The organism is Craterilacuibacter sp. RT1T, from assembly GCF_023502145.1.
Taxonomy (GTDB): Bacteria; Pseudomonadota; Gammaproteobacteria; order Burkholderiales; family Chromobacteriaceae; genus Craterilacuibacter.
In genome coordinates this window covers 510708-533980 of record NZ_JAMFLI010000001.1, presented here as the reverse complement: position 1 = coordinate 533980, position 23273 = coordinate 510708, and the positions used below count along the sequence as shown (strand labels likewise).

Sequence of the window (23273 nt, the reverse complement as noted above, 5' to 3'; positions counted from 1 at the left end):
AAGAGCAGACGACAGGCAGGCGAGCGCCGGCCTGATCGTGACCTCCCTACGCTGGCATAACCCAGATCAGGTACTGCGGGTTTCTCTCAGCCACGCCAGGCGCGGCACCCCGAGTCACATTCAAAAGAAAGACGGATTATGCTAAGCATGGTCCGTACCCGTCAATGCGATACGACAACAGCCTTGCATCAGCGAAGCCATCCGCACGCTCAGCCAGCGCCCCCCCGGCTCCCGATCCCCGATCCCGAATCCCGAGTCCCGAGTCCCGAGTCCCGAATCCCAGTATTGAGCACACCAGCCATTCGGGCGATCGGCAGCAAAATGCCCCCCATCGTATATGATTTAAACCATGGTGCTGCACAATGCACGCAACACATCCTTATTGCATAAACCGGACTCACCATGGCGCAAACCTCTCCCGAAAAAATAAGCTGGGTCACTCTGGCACTGATGATCGTCGCTGCCGTAGCCAGTATTCGTGCGCTACCCGGGATGGCGATCTACGGTTTAGGCTCCATCCTGCTTTATCTGCTGCCGGCGCTACTGTTTTTCCTGCCGGCGGCACTGGTCACCACCGAGCTTGGCACCACTTGGCGCGGCGGCATCTATGGCTGGGTGCGCCAGGCTTACGGCGACCGTGCCGCCTTTTTCTCGGCCTGGTATTTATGGTTGCAAGTCGCCATGCTGCTGCCGGTGGTACTGGCGTTTGGCGCCGATACGCTGGCCTATCTGATCGACCCGCGCCTGGCGGGCAATGGCATTTTCACCGCCTGCGTCATCACGCTCCTGGTCTGGAGCATCACCCTGATGGCGCTACGCGGCGTCGGCGCGCTGGCCCGACTGTCATCGCTATTCATGTTGCTGGGCACCTTGCTGCCGGCACTCTTGCTGATGGTACTGGGCGCATGGTGGCTGCTGCGTGGCCAGCCTTCGGCCAGCCCGCTTGACTGGCATGCGCTGCTTCCCCATGTCTTTAGCCATGATTCAAGCGTACTGGCCGGCCATGGCAAAACCCACACCGGCATCTGGCAACGCTTCGATGGCGAGCTGTCGGGTCTGGTGCTGATTGTCAGCAATTTTCTGGCCTATGCCGGCATCGAAATCAATGCCGTTTACGCCCGCAACCTGCCCAACCCCCAGCGCGACATGCCGCGCTCGCTGATCTTGTCGGTGATACTGATCCTGCTGATTTTTATCCCGCCCACGCTGGCCATTGCCCTGGTCGTTCCCTCGGACAAAATCAGCCTGACCGTCGGCGTGATGCAGGCCTATAGCGATTTTTTCAATGCGCTGGGCGTGGGTTATCTGACCCCGGTGATGGCACTGTTTCTCATCATCGGCGTGTTAGGCGGGGTGCTGACCTGGATTGCCGGTGCCTGCAAGGAAATCCAGTATGTCGGCAAGGCCGGGCTGCTGCCGCCCTGGTGGCAACAAACCAACCGCCACGATATGCCCGCCAATGTAATGCTGCTGCTGGCGGCGCTGGTTTCGCTGTTATCGCTCATCTATGTACTGGTGCCGGACGTGTCCGCCGCCTTCTGGATGCTCAGCGCACTGGCCGCGCAAATGTATCTGGTGATTTATCTGCTGATGTTCATGGCCGCCATTCGCCTGCGCCAGAGCCAGCCGGCCACCCCGCGCGGCTACACGCTGGCACGCCTGCCCCTGGTTGCCGGCATCGGCATGCTGTCATCGCTGCTGGCCCTGCTGCTGGGTTTATTGCCGCCAAGCGGCGAAACCTTCCCGCTGTCCAGCGGGCACTATATGCTGCTGCTGGCCAGCGGGCTGGTGCTGGCCGCGCTGCCCCCCTTTGTTTTCAGCGCCTTGCGCAAGGCACACTGGCAGCAGGTCAGCGACGAGGAAGCCGCCTCGTATAGCGCGCCACTGACGATATCTCCTGCCGGCGCACACGGCCCAAGCCGGCATGATGAATAAAGACGGGCCCTGCCGATTGCCTTTGCCGGCCATGCACGCTAGCCTAACGCGCATGGCCACCTTCCCCCGCCGCCACACAAGCGGCCATCTCTTGTGAACGACCTTTTTGCCCGCGAACCGGAAAAGCCGCTCGCCGAAACGCTGCGCCCAACCACGCTGGCCGATGTCATCGGCCAGCAACACCTGATCGGCCCCAACAAGCCACTCAAGCTGGCCATCGATGCCCAAACCCCGCACTCGATGATCTTGTGGGGCCCGCCCGGCGTCGGCAAGACCACGCTGGCGCGCATTCTGGCGGCCAGCTTCGACGCCGAATTCATCCCGATCTCGGCGGTATTTGCCGGCATCAAGGATATACGCGAAGCCGTCGAGCGCGCCCATGCGGTGCTATCGGGCTCGGGCCGGCGCACCATCTTGTTTGTCGACGAGGTGCACCGCTTCAACAAGAGCCAGCAGGATGCCTTCCTGCCTTTTGTCGAGTCGGGGCTGCTGACCTTTATCGGTGCCACCACGGAAAACCCTTCATTCGAGGTCAACCGGGCACTGTTGTCGCGCGCCCAGGTCTATGTGCTCGAGTCGCTGTCCACGGCAGAGCTGCACGCCCTGTTCCAGCGCGCCAAGGCACAGGGCGCACTGGACGGGCTGGTTTTCGACGAAGCGGCCATCACCATGCTCTCGGGCTACGCCGACGGGGATGCGCGCCGCTTTCTTAATCTTTTGGAGCAAAGCCGCACCGCCGCACGCGCACGCGCGCTCACCCGGATAGGCAGCGACTTTCTGGCCGAGGTGCTGACGCTGAATGCACGGCGCTTTGACAAGGGCGGCGACGCCTTTTACGACCAGATTTCGGCCCTGCACAAATCGGTGCGCGGCTCCAATCCGGATGCGGCGCTGTACTGGCTGACGCGCATGCTGGACGGCGGCGCTGACCCAAAGTATCTGGCGCGCCGCCTGATCCGCATGGCGTGGGAGGATATCGGTCTGGCCGACCCGCGCGCCATGCAGATCGCCAACGATGCCGCCACCACCTATGAAAGGCTGGGCAGCCCGGAAGGGGAACTTGCGCTAGCGCAAGCAACCCTGTACTTGGCCATCGCCGCCAAGAGCAATGCCGGCTACAAGGCGTATAATGCCGCCCTAGCCTTTGTAAAACAGGACGCGTCACGCGCCGTACCGGTACACTTGCGCAATGCGCCGACGCGCCTGATGCAGGACTTGGGCTATGGGCATGCCTATCGCTATGCCCATGACGAGCCCGACGCCTACGCCGCAGGAGAACACTACCTGCCCGATGGCATGGCAGAGCCGCACTGGTACCAGCCGGTGCCGCGCGGCCTGGAAACAAAAATCGGTGAAAAGCTCGCGTTCTTGCGCGAGCTGGACAATCAAGCAAAAAAACAGGACTGACACATGCTGGACATCCAACTTCTGCGCAGCAATATCGACGACGTCGCCGCCCGTCTGGCGGCGCGCGGTTATCAATTCGACGTGCAGGCTTTCAATGCCCTGGAAGCCGAACGCAAGGCACTGCAAACCCGCATGCAGGAACTGCAGGCCAAGCGCAATGCCTCCTCCAAGCAAATCGGCATTGCCAAGCGGAACGGCGAAGACGTCAGCGCCATCATGGCCGAAGTCGCCAGCCTGGGCGATGAGCTGAAAAATGCCGAAACCGGCTTTGATGCGGTACAAAAGCAGCAGGATAACTGGCTGCTGTCCATTCCCAACCTGCCGCACGAGTCGGTGCCGGCCGGCAAGGATGAAAGCGACAACGTAGAAGTACGCCGTGTCGGCACGCCGCGCAGCTTCGACTTCGAGATCAAGGATCACGTCGATGTTGGCGCCCCGCTGGGTCTGGACTTCGACACCGGCACCAAGCTCTCCGGCGCGCGCTTTACCGTACTCAAGGGCGACATCGCCCGATTGCACCGCGCACTGGCGCAATTCATGCTCAACACCCATACCGGCGAGCATGGCTATCTCGAGCACTACACCCCGTATATCGTCAACGACAGCGCCCTGTTGGGCACCGGCCAGCTGCCGAAGTTTGCCGAAGACATGTTCAAGGTTACCAAGGGCGGCGAAGAAGGCACGGTCGACCAGTACCTGATCTCGACCTCGGAAATCACCCTGACCAATACCGTCAGCGGCGAAATCCTCAAGGCGGAAGAGCTGCCGCTGAAATTCACCGCGCACTCGCCTTGCTTCCGTTCCGAAGCCGGCTCCTACGGTCGCGACACCCGTGGCCTGATCCGCCAGCACCAGTTCGACAAGGTCGAAATGGTCCGCATCGAAAAGCCGGAAGACTCGTACGCTGCACTGGAGGAAATGGTCGGCCACGCCGAGAACATCCTCAAGGCACTGGGCCTGCCCTACCGCGTAATCACGCTGTGTACCGGCGATATGGGCTTTGGCGCGGCCAAGACCTACGACCTCGAAGTGTGGCTGCCGGCACAGGACACTTACCGCGAAATTTCCAGCTGCTCCAACTGCGAAGCCTTCCAGTCGCGCCGCATGATGACCCGCTTCAAGGATGAAAACGGCAAGAACCAGCTGGTACACACCCTGAATGGCTCCGGTCTCGCCGTGGGCCGCACCCTGGTTGCCGTGCTGGAAAACTACCAGAACGCCGACGGCTCGGTCACCATCCCCGAAGTCCTGCGCCCGTATATGGGTGGCAAGGACAAAATCGGCGGCTGATGCCTCTGGATTGCGACACCCTCGATGCCCGGCACTGCCGGGCATTTTTGCGTCCGCTGTCCGCCAGCGCCCCTCTATCTCCGATTTAATTGCCCGTCGCACACGCCTCACCACGCCCCAAGCCACTGTCACGCTCAGACCGGTCAACGCCATGCCAATGGCCAAGCGTTCACGCTGACCATTGGCAAATGCAGCCTTACTCCAAATTAAAAAGCCTTTGATCTCTATCAAAACAGAATCTCTACGCCTATGAAGTAATAAAAAGGCACTGAAAATGCATTCTATATAAGCGGCGGTTAATATTTATAAACAAGCCGCACTACAAAGGACTACTCCCATGCACTGCCTAAGCAACGCCTTCGAGCGACGATGGACCGCCATTATTCTGGCTCTGTACGGGCTGATCATGTTGCCCTTACCGTGGTATTACAACGAAAGCTACCTGCCCGGTCCGCTGGGCGTACCGATGTTTCTGTGGGGCTGGATCGGTCATGGCTTCATCGTGCTGATCACCATCGTGATTTTTGCCCGCCAGTGTCTGGCTCGCCCCGAATACCAGAGCCTTGACGCCAGCACGGGAGACGAACAATGAGCGCCCCCGTTTCCGCACTGATTCAGCCAACGCCGCTGCCGTTCTTCATGACATTGCTGGTCTACTTCGCCATTATCGGCGGCATCGGCTGGTATGCGGCCAAGAGCACCAAATCACTCAAAGACTTCTTCGTAATGGGCGGCAAGGCCGGCGCCGTGGTCAGCGGTATCGCCTACTTTGCCACCCAGTACTCGATGAGCACCTTTATGGGCGTGCCGGCGGTGGCCTACGCCAACGGCTATGCCGGCCTGACCATTTCGGTGCCGGGCCTGGCCTTCTCCATGATCATTCCGGCGCTCCTGGTCGGACGCAAGCTGATGCAGCTGTCGCACCAGCATGGTCTTTTGACCATGACCGACTATCTGGCCAGCCGTTATGACTCGCGCAAGCTGGGTATCCTGCACGCCAGCATGATGGTGGTGTTTCTGATCGGCATGATAGGCGCACAGACGGTTGGCGCCGGCGTGATTGTGCATACCTTTACCGGCTTGCCCGAGTGGGTGGGCGTGGTCGGCATGGGCATCATGGTGATTCTGTACTGCATGACCGGCGGGATGAAGGGCGCGATGTTGACCGACGTGCTGCAAGGCGGCCTGATGGTGGTGACCGCCATCGTGACCTTTGTCGTGTCGGTACAGGCCGGCGGCGGACTGGAAAACATTAACGCGGCGCTGTTGGCCAAGGGCGAGCAGTATCTGGCTCACCCCGGTGCTGCCGGAAAATACCCGTGGACGGCCTACTTCTCGATGATTGTGATGTGGAGTTTCTTCACCATCGGCCAGCCGACGCTGTTCACCAAGTTTTACGCCATGCGCGACTACCGCACCATGTATAAGGCAGTGATTCTGGGCACGCTGGGCATGCTGGTTTCCGCCACGCTGATCGAATGGTCGGGCGTGATGGGCATCGTCAGCCTGCCGGGGCTCTCCGGCAAGGAGACCGACTTTATCGTGCCGATGCTGCTGCAACAGAACCTCAACCCTTACCTGGCCGCCATCCTGATCGCCGGCATCGTCTCGGCCGGCATGTCGACGATTGACGCGCTCTTGGTGGTCGCCACCGGCGGCATTACCCGCGACATCTACCAGCACGGCATCAACCCCAAGGCGAGCGACGAGCAGATTTTCCGCCTGTCGCGCTACGTGACAGTCATCATCGGCGTCGCCGGCATCATCGTCGGCATCACCAAGCCTGCCTCCATCTTCGAGCTGATCCGCTTCTCCTTCGGCGGTCTCGGCATCTGGGTGGCACCGGTCATTCTGGGCATGTACTGGAAACGGGCGACGCTCGCTGCGGCCTTTAGTGCAGCCATCATAGGTCAGGTGATCTATGTGTCGCTGGCGCTATGGGGTCAGGGACTGACCATGGGCTTTGATCCGCTGATCATCAGCTGGATGGCCACCATGGTGCTGATGGTTGCGGTCAGCCTCGCGACCCAGCCGGTCAAGCGTGAAGTCCTGAACCGCCATTTCGCCTTTGCCTGACCAACTGACAACAGGCCAGCCCGCCGGCGCGATCAGCCCTGGCGGGCTTTTGACTCCAGACAAAACATTAGGAAGCGCTATGCAACGCCCAGAATTCGCGCTCGCCATCCATGGCGGCGCAGGCACCCTCACCCGCAGCACCATGACGCCCGAACAGGAAACTCAATACCGCACAACACTGCATCTGGCCATGGTCGCAGGCCAAGCCTGCCTGGCCAGTGGCCAGCATGCGCTGGATGCGGTCTGCGCCGCCGTGGCGGTCATGGAAGACAGTCCCTTATTCAATGCCGGACGAGGCGCCGTCTTTACCCATGAAGGGCATAACGAGATGGACGCGGCGGTGATGGTCGGCCAGGGGCGCGATGCCGGTGCCGTCTGCCAGCTCACCGGCATCAAAAACCCGGTACTGGCGGCTCGTGCCGTCATGGAAAAATCCAACCATGTCATGCTTGCCGGTGCCGGTGCCCGTGCTTTTGCCGAAAATGCAGGGCTGGAAACCGCACCCGCCGAATACTTCCACACCGAAGCGCGCTACCAGCAATTGCTGGCCGTGCGCGACAGCAACGCCGCCGTGCTCGACCACGACGGCGCACACAAACTGGCCTTTGCCGACAAGAAGTTCGGCACCGTCGGCGCCGTCGCACTGGATCGCTTCGGACAGCTGGCCGCAGCCACCTCGACCGGCGGGCTGACCAACAAACGCTGGGGCCGGGTCGGTGACAGCCCGGTCATTGGCGCCGGCACCTGGGCGGATGACAAGGTGGCCATTTCCGCCACCGGCACCGGCGAAGTCTTTCTGCGCGCCAGCGCCGCACACGAAATTAGCGCGCGCATGCGTTACCTGAACGAGGATGCCGCCACCGCTGCTGCTGCCGTGATGGCGGAACTGGGCGGGATGGGTGGCCAGGGTGGCCTGATCGTGGTGGACGCGGAAGGCCGGATCAGCCTGCCTTTCAACACAGAAGGCATGTACCGCGGCCAGGTGGTCGCCGGCGGCGAGATCGAAGTCGCCATCTACCGCGACTGAGGACAGAAGATGAAGATTGCCGACATGAACTGGATGCAGGTAGAAAGCTATCTGCAAAACGACGACCGTTGCATCTTGCCCTTGGGCAGTATCGAGCAGCACGCCTATCTGAGCCTGGCCACCGATGCGCTCCTGGCCGAACAGGTGGCGCTGGATGCGGCCGAGCCGCTGGGCATCCCGGTGTTTCCGGTGGTGAATTACGGCATTGCCCCCTATTTTTCCGCCTTTCCCGGCACGGTCACGCTGAAGCTCGCCACCTACCTCGCGCTGGTGCGCGACCTGCTGGACAGCCTGGCCCAGCAGGGCTTTCGCCGTATCGTGATCGTCAACGGCCACGGCGGCAATTCGCCGGCAGCGGGCCTGGCGACCGAATGGATGGCGGCCAACCCCGAGGTGCAGGTGAAATTCCACAACTGGTGGAACGCCCCCAGGACGCTGGCCTGTGTCAGGGAAACCGATCCGCAAAGCTCGCATGCCTCATGGATGGAAAACCTGCCGTTTACCCGTGTCGCCGGCGCGAACCCGCCCGCCGGCGTCAAGCCGCTGATCGATTTCGCGCACTACGCGGTGCTGAACCCTGCACTTGCGCGCGAATACATCGGTGACGGCAACTTCGGCGGGGCCTATCAGCGCCCGGATGAAGAGGTGCTGAAGATGTGGGCGATTGCGGTCGAGGAGACGCGCGCGATCATCGAAGGGCCATGGCGATGAAGCAAGACACCCCCATTCTGATCTGGGGTGCCGGCGCCATGGGCGCGACGCTGGGGGCCTATTTGCTGCATGCCGGCCATGCCGTGCGCTTTGTCGACGCCAACCCGACCCATGTCGCCGCCTTGCGCGACGCGGGTTTGCATATCAGCGGCCCCATCCTGCAGCAGCGCTTCGATGTCGATGTCTGCCTGCCCGGGGAAGTCAGCGGCCGCTACCCGCTGGTACTGCTGGCAACCAAGGCGGTGCATACCCGCGCGGCCTGCCGCCAGATCCAGCCACATCTGGCCGAAGACGGCGTGGTGGTCAGCGTACAAAACGGGTTGAATGAACGGGTGATCGCCGAGGTGCTCGGCGATGAGCGCACCTTCGGCTGCTTCGTCAATTTCGGGGCCGATCTGATGGTGCCGGGCGAAGTGATGTTCGGCGGCTGGGGCGCGACGGTCGTCGGTGAAATCGACGGTCATCTGACCGCCCGTGCCCGCGCCATCCATGCGCTGTTCAGCCAGTTCAATCCAGCGGCCGTGCTGACCGGCAACATCCACGGCTATCTGTGGGGCAAGCTGGTTTACGGCGCCATTTTGTTTGCCAGCGCCACCACCAACGAGGGCATCTACCCCTTGCTGGAAAACCCGCGCTACCGTCCGCTTCTGGTCGAACTGGCACGCGAAGTATGCCGCGTGGCCCGCGCCCACGGAGTCCGGCTGGAGGGCTTTGACGGCTTTGATCCGGCAGCCTTCGCGCCCGAAGCCACGCAAGCCGAAGGTCTGGCCTCGCTGGATGCGCAAGCCGCACACAACCGCAAGTCGGTCAAACTGCACGCCGGCATCTGGCGCGATCTGACCGTGCACAAGCGCAAGACCGAGGTCGACGAAATTATCGCGCCCATTGCCACCATCGGTGCGCGCCATGGCGTGCCTACGCCGCTGACGCTGGCGCTGGTCGATGCCATTCATGCCGCAGAAAACGGCACGCCGCTGGGACTGGCCTTGCTCGAGCGCGTCGCTGCCGCCCTGCCACAAGGAGAAAGCGCATGATGCAGTATGATTTTACTGGCCAGACCGTGCTGGTGACCGGCGCCGCCCAAGGCATAGGGCGCGAAATCGCCTGCCAGTTCGCTGCCCTGGGCGCGCGGGTTGTCGCCTGCGACATCGACGCTCAGACACTGCAAGAAACCGTTGCCGCCTGTGGCGGGCGCTGCGAGGCACAGGTGCTCGACATCACCCGCCGCACCGCCGTGCAGGCCATGCTCGAAAGCATCGGCACGGTCGATATACTGGTCCATAGTGCAGGCGGCGTGTGTGGCCAGGCGGGCCGGCCACTGGAAGAGATCAGTGAAGAGGACTGGCGCAGCATCTATGCGGTCAATACCGACGGGGCGTTCTGGTGTGCACAAGCCGTGGCACCGGGCATGAAAGCCAAGGGCCGCGGCCGCATCATCCTGATTTCCAGCGGGGCCGGCCTTGGGATCAGCCTGACCGGTATCCAGGCCTATGCCTCGGCCAAAGCGGCCGAAATCGGCCTTGCCCGCCAGCTCGGGCATGAGCTGGGCCCTTTCGGCATCACCGTCAACAGCATCGCGCCCGGCTTTATCCGCTCCAACCCGGCCACCGAACGCCAGTGGCAGGCGATGGGCGAAGCGGGACAGCAGCGGCTAATGGACAATATCGCCATGCGCCGCCCCGGCCGGCCGGACGATATTGCCCACGCCGTGCTGTTCTTTGCCTCGGATTACGCCAGCTGGATCAACGGTCAGGTGCTGTCGGTCGACGGTGGCAAATAACAGCGAAAGGATACGTCCATGGAGCAGCTAGCCCCCTTGCTTTCTGCCACGCTGAGCGCGCGTGAACTGGAGATCGCCCGCCATGCCCGGCATGAGCCGGCGCTGCTAAGCGGCGCGCACGAAACCGGGCATTGGGATGCTCGATTCGAAGCCTGGCTGGGGCGCGGTACGGCGCGTGCCTTTATCGGCGGGCGCGCCGCACTCCTGGCGGTGACGCGGGCACTGGGTTTGGGGGCGGGCGACGGCGTGATTATTCCGGCCTTTACCTGCCAGTGCGTGGTCAATGCCCTGCGCTTTGCCGGTACGCAGCCGCAATACGCCGATATCGAAACCGTCGGTTTCGGGCTGGATGTGGCGGCGGTTGAACGCGCCATCACCACGCAGACGCGGGCGATCATGATCCAGCACAGCTTCGGTCTGGTCGGACGCGATTTCGAGGCCTTGCTGGCGCTCGCGCGATCGCGCGGCTTGCTGATTATCGAAGATTGCGCCCATGCGCTGGGCGCGCGCTATCAGGGGCAGAAGCTGGGCACCTTTGGCGACGCTGCCGTATTCAGCTTTGAGCGCAGCAAAATCATCACCACCATCCATGGCGGCATGGCGGTGGCGCATGGTGCAACGGCTGGCGCGCGCTTGCAGGCGCTGGCCGCGCAAGCACCGCTGCCGGCAAGCGAACACACCTTGTCGCAACTGGACAGCGTCGAGCATGACTACTGGGTGCGCGTGGCCAACGATCCGGCCAAGGCGGCATGGGCACGCGAGCATTTTGCCGCCACCTTGATGCCGCAGATGTGGCCGGAAGAGTTTCGCGGCATCCATTTTTCCCGCTACGAAGAGCGGATGCCATCGGCCATCGCCAGACTGGCGCATAGCCAGTTTGACCGGCTGGACACCATTCTGGCCGCGCGGCGCCAGCAGGCTGCACGCTGGCAGGCATGGGCACAGCGCGCAGCGTATGCCACGGCCGCTGTCGTGCCCGGTTCGGAGCCGGTCTGGCTGCGTTTTCCAGTCTGGCGCGATGCTGCACTCAAAGCGCAGCCACATGCGCTGGCGCGCGAGTTGGGCGTCGAGGTCGGCGTATGGTTTACCACGCCGGCCCATCCGCAGCCCTCGGTTCAGGCGCATTGCCCGCAGGGCATGGATGCCTGCGCGCGCGTATTGAACCTTCCCACCCTGCTGCCGGCCGGTCACCGCTACGCCGGCGCGTAAACACTGCGATGCGCCATGGCAGGCGATAGCGCTGCAACAGGATGCCACTTGCCGGACCGGGCATCCTGTTACCCGGCTTTAACGCATGCTAAAAGCCTCGTGATGAAAGACCGGTGCCTGCTCGCGCGCAGATAATTGCTGCGCCAGTGCCGTACCGAGACTGGCCGGACCGCAGAACCAGACATCATCGACCTCGGGCAGCATGGACGCATCCAGCCGCATCCCTTGCTCGCTTTCAATCAGGTGTAAGCGCACCCCGGAAGCGGCACAGGCCGCGCGAATCTCCGCCAGCCCGGCCGCTTCGGCCGCATTGCGCACGCAGTAGTAAAAATCGACGGTGCCGGCCCCGCCTTGCAAAGCACGCGCCTCCAGCCAGGCCAGAAAAGGAGTGACGCCGATACCGCCGGCAACCCAAGCCTCGTGCGCATTCGCGCCGTGATGGAAGCCGCCATACGGCCCCTCGACCTCAACCGGCGCGCCAGGCTTGAGCGTATCCGCCAGTGTGGCGGTGTAGTCGCCCAGCGCCTTGATGATAAAGCGCAGCTCGCCCCCTTTGCGTGCGGCGCTGGCAATGGTGAAGGGATGCGCGCCTTCCTTGCGCGCAAAACTCAGTAGCGCAAACTGGCCGGCCTGATGACCGGGCCAGTCACGCACCGTGCACAGCACTTCCAGTTGCCGGCCGGGCAAAGGCCGGATGGCAGTGACCTGACCGGAGTAACGGCGCGAATGGCCAATACGGCCAAACAACGACCATAAGGCGCTGAGCGTGCAAAGCAGCAACACTGCACCAAGCAGCAGCCCGGCCGGCGTCAGCCATAACGCCTTGTCCGCCAGCATCAGGCCGTGAAAAACACCGGCCAGGGTCAGCACCCCGAACAATTTGTGCGAAGGACGCCAGATGCGGTAAGGCAAAGCGCGCAACAGCGCAAACAGCACCATGGCCAGCATCGCCCATCCCGCCCACTCGCCCATATCCTTGGCCAGGCTGACCAGCGGATCACGGGCGCCGCCCCCGCCCGCACGGCGCAGCTTGGGCTCGACCCACTGCATCGCAACAAACAGACGCGGCGACAACTCGATCAGCCAGTGCGCCCCCAGCAGCACACCGGCGGCAATGCCGAAACGCTTATGCTGCGCATACAGCTTGTCCAGACCGCCCAACGCACGCTCCAGCCATAGCGGACGCATCGCCAGCAACATGGCACCGGCCATCACCGCCATCAGCACTATGCCGCTAAGCAAGCGCAACTGGCTGCGCCAGGCCCAGTAATTGTCAGGCCAGCCATGAATCCAAACGCTGCATACGCCATAAATCAGGGTTGAGGCCAGCAGAATCAGGCCTAAGGGACTTTTTTTCATCATCGCACTCCGTGTATTGCGGGATGCGTCCATTACAACACGGCACCAAGACCAATCGGCCTTGTGCCGCCATCCGCTTTGTTACCGCTTGTTGCGCTTATGCCATGCGGAAACAATTCTTAACAGGATGCCAGCCACGATGCCCCCGGCCCTTGACTGGCGGCTGCTGACGCTTCAAATCAGGCATTCGGTGTAACAGTGTGCGAAACCGCGCAATGAAGGTTGCGACAGCCCCCATTGGCAATGCCATCATGGGGGCTCACAGGCTAGCCTTGATCGAAGCCGGAAAACTTTGCTGTCGCCAGGGCAGACAAATGGCTCTGCGGTTGGCTCAAGTGTTGTAGGCTCGGGGCTTGATGCAGACCCGGCAACCATGTGCAGCGGGAAGTCACGCCTACCGCGTGCACCGGGATAACCTGCCGCGGCTATGCGTTGATAAGCGAGAGGAAAAGTAAGTGGCGGAATTCGCGTTGATCAACCCCTTGTGGCTGCGCTCTTTGCTGGCCGTGGTGGCAAGCGGCAGCTTCACGCGCGCGGCCGAAGCGCTGGATATTACGCAGGCGGCGGTCAGCCAGCATATCCGCCATCTGGAAGACGACTACGGCCGGGTACTGCTGCGCGAGCGCCGCCAGATCGAGCTGACGCCACAGGGGCGGCTGCTGTTCGAATATGCCGAGGAGGTGGCAGCGGCGACCGCCCGCCTGCACGCGCGCCTCGCCGACGATGACCCGACGCGCGGCGCGGTATCGCTGGCAACGCCCGGCAGCATCGGGCTCGCGCTCTACCCTTGCCTGCTCGACTTGCAGGCGCGCCACCTTGATCTGCAAATCAGTCACCGCTTCGCCCCCAGCGCACAGATTGCCGCCCTGCTGCTGGACGGGAAAATCGAATTCGGCCTCTCCACACGCCCGCCGGAGGATGAGCGGCTACAGGCGAGCGAATTCGTTGACGAGGCGCTGCGCCTGGTATTGCCGGCCGGTCACCCCCAGCCCGACTGGGATGCGCTGATGCATCTGGGCATGATCGGCCACCCGGACGGCGCCGACATGGCCGCGCGGCTGTTGGGGCGCTGCTACCCGGGGCAGCGGGTGTCGACGCTCCCCGAGCGCGGCTTCGTCAACCAGATCGGCCTGATCCTCGAGCCGGTCGCCCGCGGCCTCGGCTTTACCGTGCTGCCGCAGTTCGCCCTCAGCGCCTTTAGCCGCCCGTCCGAGCTTTATGTGGCCGAACAAGACCCGCCGGTGGTCGACACGCTATGGCTGGTCACGCGGCGCGAGTGGCCGCTTAGCGCGGCCGCGGCGCACGCGCTGGAGGCGATGCGCGCGCATCTGGCGGCCATGCAAGCGGGCGTGAAGTAGGCAGGTGCTATGACAGCTTCAATGCAGGCTGTCTAAGGCCAGCACCTGCTTGCCGCGTACCCTCCCGGCCAGTTGCCGATGCAAGGCGGCGCTCAGTTGCGCGGCGTTCGACGGGATGACTTCGATTGGCAGCGGAGCAATTCTACCCTGCCGCAACATCGCCAGCACCTCGTCGCCCATCCGCGCGAGGTCCTGCTGGGCGGCAAGGTCGCCGCTGCTCCACGCACCGCCCAGTGCGATCATGTGGATGCCTGGCGCACACGCAAAGAGATCAATGCCAGCCGTATCGGGCAAGCCCAGCAGGCTGGCAAACTGCCCGCCGAATTTCATCAGCTGTAGGTCGCGATGCGCGGTCTCGCCACCGATACCGTCCAGTACCGCGTCAACGCCAGCGCCTTGCGTCAGTTCGCGCACCCGCGCGGCCACGTCTTCGTTTTGATAGTCGATCACTGCGTCGGCGCCGAGTGAGGCGACGTAATCTGCGTTGCGGAACGACGCGGTGGCGATCACGCGCGCGCCCAGTGCCTTGACCATCTGTACGGCAAAGCCACCGACGCCGCCGGCAGCCGCCTCGATCAGAAAGGTCTGCCCTGCCTGCAGGCGCAGTCGGCGCGACAGCGCCTGCCACGCGGTCAGTGCCGCGCAGGGCAGACTGGCCGCGGTGACAAGGTCGATTTCGTCAGGTACCACGCTCACGGCATGTGCCGGCGTCACCACCCACTGGGCAAAGGTGCCGGGGCGGGCGAGCGCGGTGTGCGCGATGACTCGCCGGCCCAGCCAGATGGCGTCCACCCCGTCGCCGACCGCGTCGATCACGCCGGCGGCGTCGACGCCGGGCACATGCGGCCAACGCCAGGCCGGGTGGCCACCCACGCACAGCTTGGCGTCGACCGGGTTGAGCGCTGCGGCGGCGACGCGCAGCCGTATTTCACCCGCAGCGGGCGTTGGGCGCGGTAGCGTGGCGGCCTGCAGCGCGAAGTTCTCTTCAGCGCGGGGCAGCACGAAGGCCTGCATGGTGGGGTCCGTCATGGCGGGCATCCTTTCAGTCATCCCACGCGGAAGAAATCTCGGGCGGGGTGGCCAGCCTTGCCTGACGGTTGAGGCGGGCGATGGCGGCCATGTCCGAGTCGTCCAGTACCAGCTCGCAGGCGGCCAGGTTGCTTTGCAGGTTGGCTGCGCGGGTGGATGAGGGGATCACCGAGAAGCCCTGCTGCATGGCCCAGGCCAGGGAGACCTGCGCGACGTTGGCACCGTGCTTGGCGGCGACGCCTTGCAACACCGCATCCTGCATCACCTGCCCGTAGGCGAGGGTCATGTAGGAGGTGATATGCACGCCCTGGCTTTGCAAGAAGCGCACCAGACGCGGGCTCTGTACATACGGGCTCAGCTCAATCTGGTTAGTGGCGAGGCCTGCTGGGCCGACCACCGACAACGCGCGCGTGGTGTCGGCGATATTGAAGTTGGACACACCGATCAGCCGGGTCAGCCCCTGCGCCTGCGCGTCAGCCAGCGCTTCCACGCTGTCTTCCAGCCTGGCCGGGTTGTTCGGCGCCGGCCAGTGGATCAGCGCGAGGTCCAGCCGGTCGACGCCCAGCTTGTCCGCGCTCTCGCGCAAGCTCGCCTGCAACTGGCCCGGCGCCATGCTCTCGACCCAGACCTTGCTGGTGATGAACAGCGCGTCGGGCGAGAGCCCGGATGCCTTGATCGCCTGCCCGATGTCCGCCTCGTTGCCGTAGATTTGCGCGGTGTCGATCGCGCGGTAACCCAGAGACAACGCCTGCGTCACCGAATCGATGACTGTTTGCCCCTTGAGGCGGAAGGTGCCGACTCCGATCGCTGGAATGCTCATCTGAAACCCTTGTTGAGTTGCGTGGCAAAGGACGCCGGCCAGCGGCCTGTGGCTTGTCGCCGAGGCGGCTGGCGGGTCGGTTATATCTTGTTTTAGCCCTGATAGGCGCCGGCCGAGTAGGTCAGCTCGTAGCTGTGGCTGTAGATCTCGACGATGTTGCCGAACGGGTCTTCCATATAGACCATGCGGTACGGCTTCTCGCCCGGGAAATACTCGCGCACCGGCATGCGCTGCTTGCCGCCGGCGGCGACGATCCTGGCGGCCAGGCCTTCGACGTCCGGGTCCTGCACGCTGAAGTGGAACACGCCGGTCTTCCAGAATTCGAAGTTGTCCTCGCGGCGCTCGCTGTTGGGGAACTCAAACAGTTCGACACCGATCTTGTCGCCAGTCGACAGGTGGGCGATACGGAACGAGCCCCAGCCCGGGCCGAACACGTCGTTGCACATTACGCCGATGGCCGAGTCGTCCTCGGTGATGGTGGTCGGCGGCATGATCAGGTACCAGCCCATCACTTCGGTGTAGAACTTGACGGCGGCGTCCAGATCAGTGACGGTAATGCCGATATGGCTGAAGTTGCGCGGGTAGCTCATGCTGTTTCCTGCCAGGTATATTTGGAAGCGGCCATTCTAGCGAGCCAGCAACATAAGCTAAACAGACTTTAGCTTATGGCTTCAATAAAATATTCTAATGCAAATAAGGCATGGGAAACGAAACCCGGCAAGCCCCCACTTCGATGGCCAACAGTTCGAGAACCCGAAGGCACCGATGCCGGAGAGGGTCTGGGATTTCGTCAAATGGCGGCTCACTACCAAGCCCGGCACTTGCCCCGAGTCGGTTAAGGTAACGGCTACGATACCCCCGCAACGGATGACGGGCAGCGCATTCAGGCCTTGCTCGCTGCCATGCAGACAGAAAACATAGCGCCGGAGCACTTCAGGCAGCCCAAGGTCGGTGGCGTGTTGATGACGCCGCCACTTGGCCAGCACCATGACAAGCCAGAGGCGAGTGCGGCAAACTGATCGCCAGAACCGACAACGGCTATCACGGGAGACACGGATGGGCTTCACTTCGCTACGCATGTACTTGCCGGCAGCGTGCGTTCTGGCGCTAAGCGCATGCTCGACACTGCCGCCACCGGGCATCACAGCGGTGACTGGATTCGAGCCGGCACGCTACAGCGGAAAATGGTATGAGATCGCTCGGCTTGACCATCGCTTCGAGCGCGGGTTAACCGACGTGAGTGCGGTGTATACACGCGAACCGGACGGCTCGCTGCGTGTACTGAATCGTGGCTACGACCCGAGTGCCGCACGCTGGAAAAAGGCCATCGGGCGGGCACTCTTTAACGGTGCGCCAAGCACCGCTTCGCTCAAGGTCTCTTTTTTCGGCCCGTTCTACGCCGGCTATCACGTGGTGGCGCTGGATGCTCACTACCAGTGGGCGCTGGTGGCCGGCAATAACCGCGACTATCTGTGGATCCTGTCGCGCGACAAGACGCTGCCACCCCAAGTAAAAGCCGCGCTGCTATCAAAAGCGGCCGCGCTGGGATTTGCGACCGACCAGCTGATCTGGGTGGCGCAGACGCGACCGGATGCTTGAGTGACCGCCTAGAAAAGGTCTAAACGCAAAAAAGCCCCAGCTGTATAACAGCTGAGGCTTTAATGTGTGGCTCCCCGAGCAGGGCTCGAACCTGCGACCTGCGGATTAGCAGGGCATTCAGAATTTACCCAACTAATTGACTAAAAAGGTTGTCTTGCAAATGAAAAACTTATACGCGCAACAGCCCGCAAGCAATACGAGCCTAACGCAAGCATCAGACTAGCGCGAGGAGCAAATTGGGGCAAGCTTGCTGTCGGAATCATCGTGTCGATGCTTGAAGTCTAAGCTCATGAGCACCGTCTCCTGTTCGGCCATAGCTGTCAATCGTCGTATGGCTATTGTGCGGCTGGTTTACACTGAGTTCCGGACATGCCATTTATGATTTAACTCCCCTATTTCGAATTGTATTCCTCACTTGCGACCTACGCCGACGTGGAGCATGCGGGCTACTTACGACCGGCGTTCTCTTGTCCAAATCCAGCGTCATTTCTCTAGCCTGAGGCATGTTGTACTCGAGCATGCGCTCGAAAAGAACTGATCCGGCCACACGCTCGTCCGGCCCCATGTCTTGCAGTTGCAGCGCTATGTCCAGCAACCATTCGGTGCTCAAGTACCAGGATGTCGCGATGTTGCCCATCTGATCGCCAGCCGCGTCGAGTAGTGCATGGACCACTTGGCAGACACGAGCCGGTTCGGACGCTACCAGCTTGACCAGCATTTCAGGCAGGAGCTCAACTCGCCTGTTCTTCAACACGCTGGGGTAGGCCACTAAGGCATCCAACAACTCTCTGGTCTCGGCATCCGCAGCGAACCCATCATTCATGAATGATCGCAGACAACGCGGTTAGCACTCGCTCGTCGTTGCTACGTAGGAGCAGAAGCAAAATGGGATGAACCACTGGCCGAGTCATCGGCTCATGCCACAAGTAGGCCACGGCGTGCGCCACGCCTAGCGCCCTTGCCTAGTTCAAGCAGCACTTCTTGTACTTGCGTCCGCTGCCACAGTGGCACGGCTCGTTCCTCCCGAGTTTTATGCGGCTGACTCCTTGTGTGTTTTGAGTAAGGACATCGAGAACCTGAGCGGCCGGCTTCATGTTTTCGGTTAGCCGCTCCATCTCCTCCGAGGGCTCCCACGGAAAGTCTAACGTGACACCGAACTGGACTTGCCCATCTGGGTTCACGGAGACCCCAAACCACTGCCTCGCACGTTGCAGGTACTTGCGTTTGACGCAGTGGGCTTCCAGCACGTCAATCGCTTCGGAAGACATCGTTGGATTGCAATGGAAGCTCACCCCGCCCGGTTGTGTGCTCGTCGCGAGCGTCACGTCGTGTCGCTTCCCGTCGCGCTGTGTTTTCCGCGTGATGGTCTCGAGTACGCGATGGACGTTATTGCACGAATCTTCGTTCATCGAAAGCAGGTGGAACCCGAGTTCAAGAGTTGCTGGGTCGGACCTCGCCTCTATCTCTTTGATGAGGCTCTCGTAGCGAGTTCCGCGCATTTTCGTGAGGATGCCCACCGGCGTATCGTCGCCAGGCTGGTTGTCCCTACGGACCATCATTGCCGCGTCCAGGTCTTGCGCGATGGAGTCCTCGAGCATGACTCTATCGTACTTCTCATCCAGCCAGAGGTTCTGCCTCAGGTGGTATCCGAGCACGGTCAGCTCGTGTCCGCTCATAAGTTTGTCCGCGACGGCTACACGCAATTTCACGTAGCTCAGAAGCCGCAGAGGCGTCGTCAACATCTCGGTCAGCGTGTCGAGAAGGAAAACGTCCATCACGAACGGGGGCCGTATGACATCGGTGGTCTGAAATCTCAGCGACTGGCTCGCCTGAAAGGCAAGTGCAGGATAGTGTTCCGATACGAGGCTGAACAAGAAGACCTCTTTGATACTCGGTGGAAGCTTGACTTCGTTCCCATCGTCGTCCACCAGCCGGCATCCGCGGGCGAGCATCTCGTTGGCGCACATCCAGCCCTGGTCGTAGGAGTCTTGGATAGCGGCAGCGAAGTCCTCCTTCAACTTGTTGTCGTTCCCCTTGCGTGCGGCTATGGTCAGCTTCTTAGCCTTCGCCTGCACGATGATGAGTCTGTCCCCGTAGATGACCAGAACATCGGCCTCACCCACGACTTCCTTGCCACGATGCAAGTTCACATTCGTATGGACGTGCTCGCGTCCGAAGACTCCGGCCAGTCGGCGCGCAGCGAACTGCTCGGTGAAGGCACCGCGATGCTTGGCTGCCGTCGGCCGGTAAGGCTTTTCGTCCCACATCCAGAAAAACGGAGATTCGTACAGAGCTTCGTAAATGGCGTAGTGTGAAAAGAGCAGAACTGTCCCACGGTCGGTCGGAAGCAGAGGCCAAGCGGCGACCTCGTTGAAGTCCCCCACCTCTTTGAATGATGCGTTGTCACCCACAAAGAGGAACGCGCGGAAGAACGCTTCAACCACGTCCTGCGCAACACCGCTGCGAAGCGCCACCTCATCCAGCGAGAACTCGAATGCGGGCAGAAAAGTTGCAGGTGGAGCCTTCGCCGCTCGGGCATTCGCTAAGAGTCGCGTCCCCTTTTCGTCCATCAAAGCGCACATCGTCTTTGCGATGGACCTCGCCTGGCCTGAGGTGAAGCCTTTAGTCTTGAGCATCCAGTCATCATCGGCCCCGTACTTCTCGGGTACGAGGTCCCTGTATTGGAAGGCGTAGGCCGACTCGGTGCCATAGAAGATGGGCTCTCGCATCCCCGGGCCGCACCACGGGTCCGGCGGCTCTGCGCCCGTTATCACCGCCTCGAACATGGCCGCGAACATGGGGTAAGACATCGCGTCGTGCAGTTCCCGCAGAAGGGCATCTGTACACTTTACGTAGTCCTCGACCACATCAGTCGGCTGCAGAGAAAGGTCCAATGGCTTCTTCGCCATCAGGCCAATCAGCGTCGTCAATTCCGTCCGAATGAGGCGTTCGCTGCTGAACAAACGGCCCATGTCGGACGGCTTCAGCTTGCCCTTGATGTGGATGACGTTGTCGCGATGGCAAATGTGTGCAACCGCATGAGCGTATCCGGGCGACGCGGCTAGAGTGGCTAGGTCCTCCAGAATCTGGGATTCCTCCCGCGGCTTATCCATAGTCCCTCCTTTCAAGTTTGCAATCGGCTGTGCGTTTGTCTCGCTAGCCGCCTCCAGTAAAGTTGGCGGATTCAGCGAGTAAGTGCAGCAGGAATGGTGTTGGGCGAAGGGCGGTGAGATGAGGTAATTTCCCCGACTTTTGGCCGGCCAGCCTGGAGTACGGAGAATGTCTTACCACCACCTCACCGAAGGTGAACGATACCAGATTCAACTGTTGGCGAGTGAAGGATACGGGCCGACCGCCATCGGGCAGCGTGTCGGCCGCTGCAAGAGCGTCATCAGCCGCGAACTGCGGCGTAATCGCTCAGCCTCCGGCCGCTACAGGGCATCAGAAGCGCAGCGCACCTACCGCAAGCGCCTTCGCGCCAAAGGTCGGTCACGGCAACCGTGGCACCGTCTGTTCGACGAGTTCGGCGTGCCTTTGCTGCAGGAAGGCTGGAGCCCGGCGCAGATTAGCGGCGTCTGCAGCCAGGATCCCGCACTGGCAGTCAGCCATGAATGGCTGTACCAGCGCATCCTGCGTGCCAAGGCGGCCGGCGGCACGCTTTACCGCTTCTTGCGTTGCCAGAAGGTGCGCAAGAAGCGCTACGGCCGGCCCGATCGCCGTGGTCAGTTGTCTGGGCGGCGCTCTATCCACGACCGCCCGAGCGAGGTTGCTGATCGTCGTCGAATCGGCGACTGGGAGGCCGACACCATCATCGGCACCGGGCATCGTGGTGCAGTGGTCAGTCTGGTCGAACGGGCCAGTGGGTTCTCCAAGCTGGTCAGGGTGCCGACGCGGGAGGCCAAGACCGTCACGGCGGCGATCGTGGAAGCGCTACGTCCGTACCGGAACCGTGTGCTGACGATCACCTTCGACAACGGCAAGGAGTTTGCCGGTCATCAGGAGGTGGCTCGCCAACTGCAGGCAGACTGCTTCTTCGCCGACCCGTACAGTTTCTGGCAGCGGGGCTGCAACGAGCATTTGAACGGGCTGGTGCGGCAATACTTCCCGAAAGGGAAGACCGATTTTACGAAAGTGACGCAAGCGGAGCTGGACGAGGTCGAGCGGAAGTTGAATCATCGACCGAGAAAGAGGCTTGGCTGGCATTCGCCAGCCAAGGTCTTCAACGGGGGCAAGCCCTTGAATTGACTGGCTTGCAGGGCGTTGCACTTACTTTTTGAATCCGCCTTGTTTTCGGGAAATCTGGCGTAAATGCCAATCACGGTTAGAGTGCCAATCTCAGCTAATTGCTGAATGCCACACCTTTACGCAACGTGGGAAATGATGCGTATTGCTAGAAAACCTTGTCAGTCAATGCTTATTAGGCATACGCAACACAGTGTTGTTGGGAGAACTCGTGCCGCGTGTCGTGAAAGCGCAAATCTTCAATACCGAGGCGGTCGCAAGCACGGCGGAAAGCACGCGTGATCGAGTCCGGCTCGACATCGAAAATAAGCTCACCACTACGCGGTAAGGCTTCGAGCAATTCAACTGCACGCGGCGACAACGGTACAACGCGCGAGCTGCCGTTCTTCGACATCTGGATCTTGAGTGCCGGAATCGCCGGCTTGTAATCCAACCAGTGCAAGGTACACAGCTCACCACGGAGCATGCCGGTTTCTATCGCCAGTTGCAGGATGGCCTGCAACATTTCGGAGTCGGTTTCATCGAGGATACGTTGCAGCTCATCCCCTTCGAAGCGACGCTCACGGGGAGCGCCCTGCTTGGGCTTACTGATATCGTCGCAGGGGTTGCTGAGACGCTCGTAGCCCCACTCCTTGCGTGCCACGTTATACATGTGACTGAGCAAAGCAAGGTGCAGCCGTACAGTATTAGCGGCGAGCCCATCCTGCAGTAGGCGGTCGCGGAATCGAGCAAGGTCGAATCCCCGAAGTTCAATGATATCAAGCGTGGAAAACGGCTCTGCTTGCAGTCGCTTGATCCGGCTGATCTCCTGGCGAGCGCCTTTTTTCTTGCTGCAGACTTCTTCCGCATAGCGCGTCAGCGCCTGATGTACGGAGAGTACAGGTCGGGATAGTGAGGCATAGGGCCCACGCTCCATCTCGGCTTCAACCTGCTGCGCCCAGCGGACTGCCTGATCCTTGCGGGGAAAGTGTTTGGAAATGTGGGGGTGGCCTTTGCGGCGGACACGCGCCTCCCAGCCTGCTCCGTGTTTGCGAATAGTTGCCATGTCCGACTCCATAATTGTGTTGGAGTCATGAGTAGGAACCGGTTTTATACCGCCTGCTCGGAAGGCCGTTTGCCCACGCATTGGGGCAAAATTGGGGCAAAACGCAAAAAGGACCTAGCCAAAAATGGCTAGGTCCTTTTGAATATTGGCTCCCCGAGCAGGGCTCGAACCTGCGACCTGCGGATTAACAGTCCGTCGCTCTACCAACTGAGCTATCAGGGAACAAACTTTTAGATAATCGCGATGCGCTTATCAGTAAACTGGCGGAGAGAGGGGGATTCGAACCCCCGTCAGGATATTATCCTGAACACGCTTTCCAGGCGTGCGACTTCAACCACTCATCCACCTCTCCAGTTCTCTGCTAGTGATTCGCGTTGCGTTTCGTT

At 61.6% G+C, this 23273-nt stretch carries 20 protein-coding genes, 2 tRNA genes and 1 riboswitch; of the genes, 13 read left to right on the top strand and 9 right to left on the bottom strand.

What is annotated here, in order from left to right; genetic code table 11:
• Nucleotides 1-26 precede the first annotated feature (26 nt).
• Nucleotides 27-122: riboswitch (TPP riboswitch) on the bottom strand.
• A 280-nt stretch (nucleotides 123-402) separates the two neighbouring features.
• The 10 genes from M3P88_RS02830 to M3P88_RS02785 all read left to right on the top strand — a co-directional run bounded on the left by M3P88_RS02830 (nucleotide 403) and on the right by M3P88_RS02785 (nucleotide 11435).
• Nucleotides 403-1935 carry an amino acid permease gene (locus tag M3P88_RS02830; RefSeq protein ID WP_249614536.1) on the top strand — a complete coding sequence of 511 codons (1533 nt, stop codon included), beginning with the start codon at nucleotides 403-405 and terminating at the stop codon, nucleotides 1933-1935.
• A 93-nt stretch (nucleotides 1936-2028) separates the two neighbouring features.
• Nucleotides 2029-3342 carry a replication-associated recombination protein A gene (locus M3P88_RS02825; protein ID WP_249614535.1) on the top strand — a complete coding sequence of 438 codons (1314 nt, stop codon included), beginning with the start codon at nucleotides 2029-2031 and terminating at the stop codon, nucleotides 3340-3342.
• Between the two features lie 3 nt (nucleotides 3343-3345).
• On the top strand, nucleotides 3346-4632 hold the full coding sequence (serS, locus tag M3P88_RS02820) for a serine--tRNA ligase (protein WP_249614534.1): 1287 nt from the start codon (nucleotides 3346-3348) through the stop codon (nucleotides 4630-4632).
• Nucleotides 4633-4969: 337 nt separating this feature from the next.
• The gene (locus M3P88_RS02815) at nucleotides 4970-5224 is read left to right on the top strand and encodes a hypothetical protein (protein ID WP_249614533.1); all 255 of its coding nucleotides are present in this window, start codon (nucleotides 4970-4972) and stop codon (nucleotides 5222-5224) included.
• A complete protein-coding gene (locus M3P88_RS02810) occupies nucleotides 5221-6708 on the top strand; it encodes a sodium:solute symporter family protein (protein ID WP_249614532.1) in 1488 nt (495 codons plus the stop codon). Before M3P88_RS02815 ends, M3P88_RS02810 begins: the two co-directional genes overlap by 4 nt.
• Nucleotides 6709-6787: 79 nt before the next feature.
• Nucleotides 6788-7735 carry an isoaspartyl peptidase/L-asparaginase family protein gene (locus M3P88_RS02805; RefSeq protein ID WP_249614531.1) on the top strand — a complete coding sequence of 316 codons (948 nt, stop codon included), beginning with the start codon at nucleotides 6788-6790 and terminating at the stop codon, nucleotides 7733-7735.
• A gap of 9 nt (nucleotides 7736-7744) precedes the next feature.
• Nucleotides 7745-8446, top strand: a complete 702-nt coding sequence (locus M3P88_RS02800) for a creatininase family protein (RefSeq protein ID WP_249614530.1) — start codon at nucleotides 7745-7747, stop codon at nucleotides 8444-8446.
• Nucleotides 8437-9480 (top strand): ketopantoate reductase family protein, encoded by a 1044-nt coding sequence (locus M3P88_RS02795; RefSeq protein ID WP_249614529.1) that lies wholly within the window; start codon nucleotides 8437-8439, stop codon nucleotides 9478-9480. Before M3P88_RS02800 ends, M3P88_RS02795 begins: the two co-directional genes overlap by 10 nt.
• A complete protein-coding gene (locus M3P88_RS02790; RefSeq protein WP_249614528.1) occupies nucleotides 9477-10226 on the top strand; it encodes an SDR family NAD(P)-dependent oxidoreductase in 750 nt (249 codons plus the stop codon). The genes M3P88_RS02795 and M3P88_RS02790 overlap by 4 nt, the downstream gene beginning before the upstream one ends.
• Before the next feature lie 18 nt (nucleotides 10227-10244).
• Nucleotides 10245-11435, top strand: coding sequence for a DegT/DnrJ/EryC1/StrS family aminotransferase (locus tag M3P88_RS02785; protein WP_249614527.1), 1191 nt, complete (start codon nucleotides 10245-10247; stop codon nucleotides 11433-11435).
• 78 nt (nucleotides 11436-11513) lie between these two features.
• Here the strand turns inward: M3P88_RS02785 and M3P88_RS02780 are convergent, their stop codons facing one another.
• Complete coding sequence (locus M3P88_RS02780; protein ID WP_249614526.1) at nucleotides 11514-12794, bottom strand: ferredoxin reductase family protein; 1281 nt, start codon at nucleotides 12792-12794, stop codon at nucleotides 11514-11516.
• A gap of 455 nt (nucleotides 12795-13249) precedes the next feature.
• Between M3P88_RS02780 and M3P88_RS02775 the strand changes: the two genes are divergently transcribed.
• Nucleotides 13250-14152: a LysR family transcriptional regulator gene (locus M3P88_RS02775; RefSeq protein WP_249614525.1), complete on the top strand. Its 903-nt coding sequence runs from the start codon at nucleotides 13250-13252 to the stop codon at nucleotides 14150-14152.
• An 18-nt stretch (nucleotides 14153-14170) separates the two neighbouring features.
• On the opposite strand, the gene M3P88_RS02770 is transcribed toward M3P88_RS02775, so the two are convergent.
• From M3P88_RS02770 to M3P88_RS02760, 3 genes are all read right to left on the bottom strand, one after another.
• Nucleotides 14171-15181 carry a zinc-binding dehydrogenase gene (locus M3P88_RS02770; RefSeq protein ID WP_249614524.1) on the bottom strand — a complete coding sequence of 337 codons (1011 nt, stop codon included), beginning with the start codon at nucleotides 15179-15181 and terminating at the stop codon, nucleotides 14171-14173.
• Between the two features lie 13 nt (nucleotides 15182-15194).
• Nucleotides 15195-16001 carry a 2,5-didehydrogluconate reductase DkgB gene (dkgB, locus tag M3P88_RS02765; RefSeq protein WP_249614523.1) on the bottom strand — a complete coding sequence of 269 codons (807 nt, stop codon included), beginning with the start codon at nucleotides 15999-16001 and terminating at the stop codon, nucleotides 15195-15197.
• A gap of 92 nt (nucleotides 16002-16093) precedes the next feature.
• Nucleotides 16094-16591 (bottom strand): lactoylglutathione lyase family protein, encoded by a 498-nt coding sequence (locus tag M3P88_RS02760; RefSeq protein ID WP_249614522.1) that lies wholly within the window; start codon nucleotides 16589-16591, stop codon nucleotides 16094-16096.
• A 466-nt stretch (nucleotides 16592-17057) separates the two neighbouring features.
• Between M3P88_RS02760 and M3P88_RS02755 the strand changes: the two genes are divergently transcribed.
• Nucleotides 17058-17600 carry a lipocalin family protein gene (locus M3P88_RS02755; protein WP_249614521.1) on the top strand — a complete coding sequence of 181 codons (543 nt, stop codon included), beginning with the start codon at nucleotides 17058-17060 and terminating at the stop codon, nucleotides 17598-17600.
• Nucleotides 17601-17976: 376 nt separating this feature from the next.
• On the opposite strand, the gene M3P88_RS02750 is transcribed toward M3P88_RS02755, so the two are convergent.
• Nucleotides 17977-18423 (bottom strand): hypothetical protein, encoded by a 447-nt coding sequence (locus tag M3P88_RS02750; protein ID WP_249614520.1) that lies wholly within the window; start codon nucleotides 18421-18423, stop codon nucleotides 17977-17979.
• Between the two features lie 139 nt (nucleotides 18424-18562).
• Nucleotides 18563-20713 (bottom strand): SEC-C metal-binding domain-containing protein, encoded by a 2151-nt coding sequence (locus M3P88_RS02745; protein ID WP_249614519.1) that lies wholly within the window; start codon nucleotides 20711-20713, stop codon nucleotides 18563-18565.
• 166 nt (nucleotides 20714-20879) lie between these two features.
• Here M3P88_RS02745 and M3P88_RS02740 point away from each other — a divergent pair, with 166 nt between their 5' ends.
• Nucleotides 20880-21845: an IS30 family transposase gene (locus M3P88_RS02740; protein ID WP_249614518.1), complete on the top strand. Its 966-nt coding sequence runs from the start codon at nucleotides 20880-20882 to the stop codon at nucleotides 21843-21845.
• A 172-nt stretch (nucleotides 21846-22017) separates the two neighbouring features.
• Here the strand turns inward: M3P88_RS02740 and M3P88_RS02735 are convergent, their stop codons facing one another.
• The 3 genes from M3P88_RS02735 to M3P88_RS02725 all read right to left on the bottom strand — a co-directional run bounded on the left by M3P88_RS02735 (nucleotide 22018) and on the right by M3P88_RS02725 (nucleotide 23239).
• Entirely contained in the window at nucleotides 22018-22887 is an 870-nt protein-coding gene (locus tag M3P88_RS02735; protein ID WP_249614517.1) for a tyrosine-type recombinase/integrase, read from the bottom strand.
• A gap of 146 nt (nucleotides 22888-23033) precedes the next feature.
• Nucleotides 23034-23109: transfer RNA gene (locus M3P88_RS02730), tRNA-Asn, on the bottom strand.
• 39 nt (nucleotides 23110-23148) lie between these two features.
• A tRNA-Ser gene (locus tag M3P88_RS02725) sits at nucleotides 23149-23239 on the bottom strand.
• Nucleotides 23240-23273 lie beyond the last annotated feature (34 nt).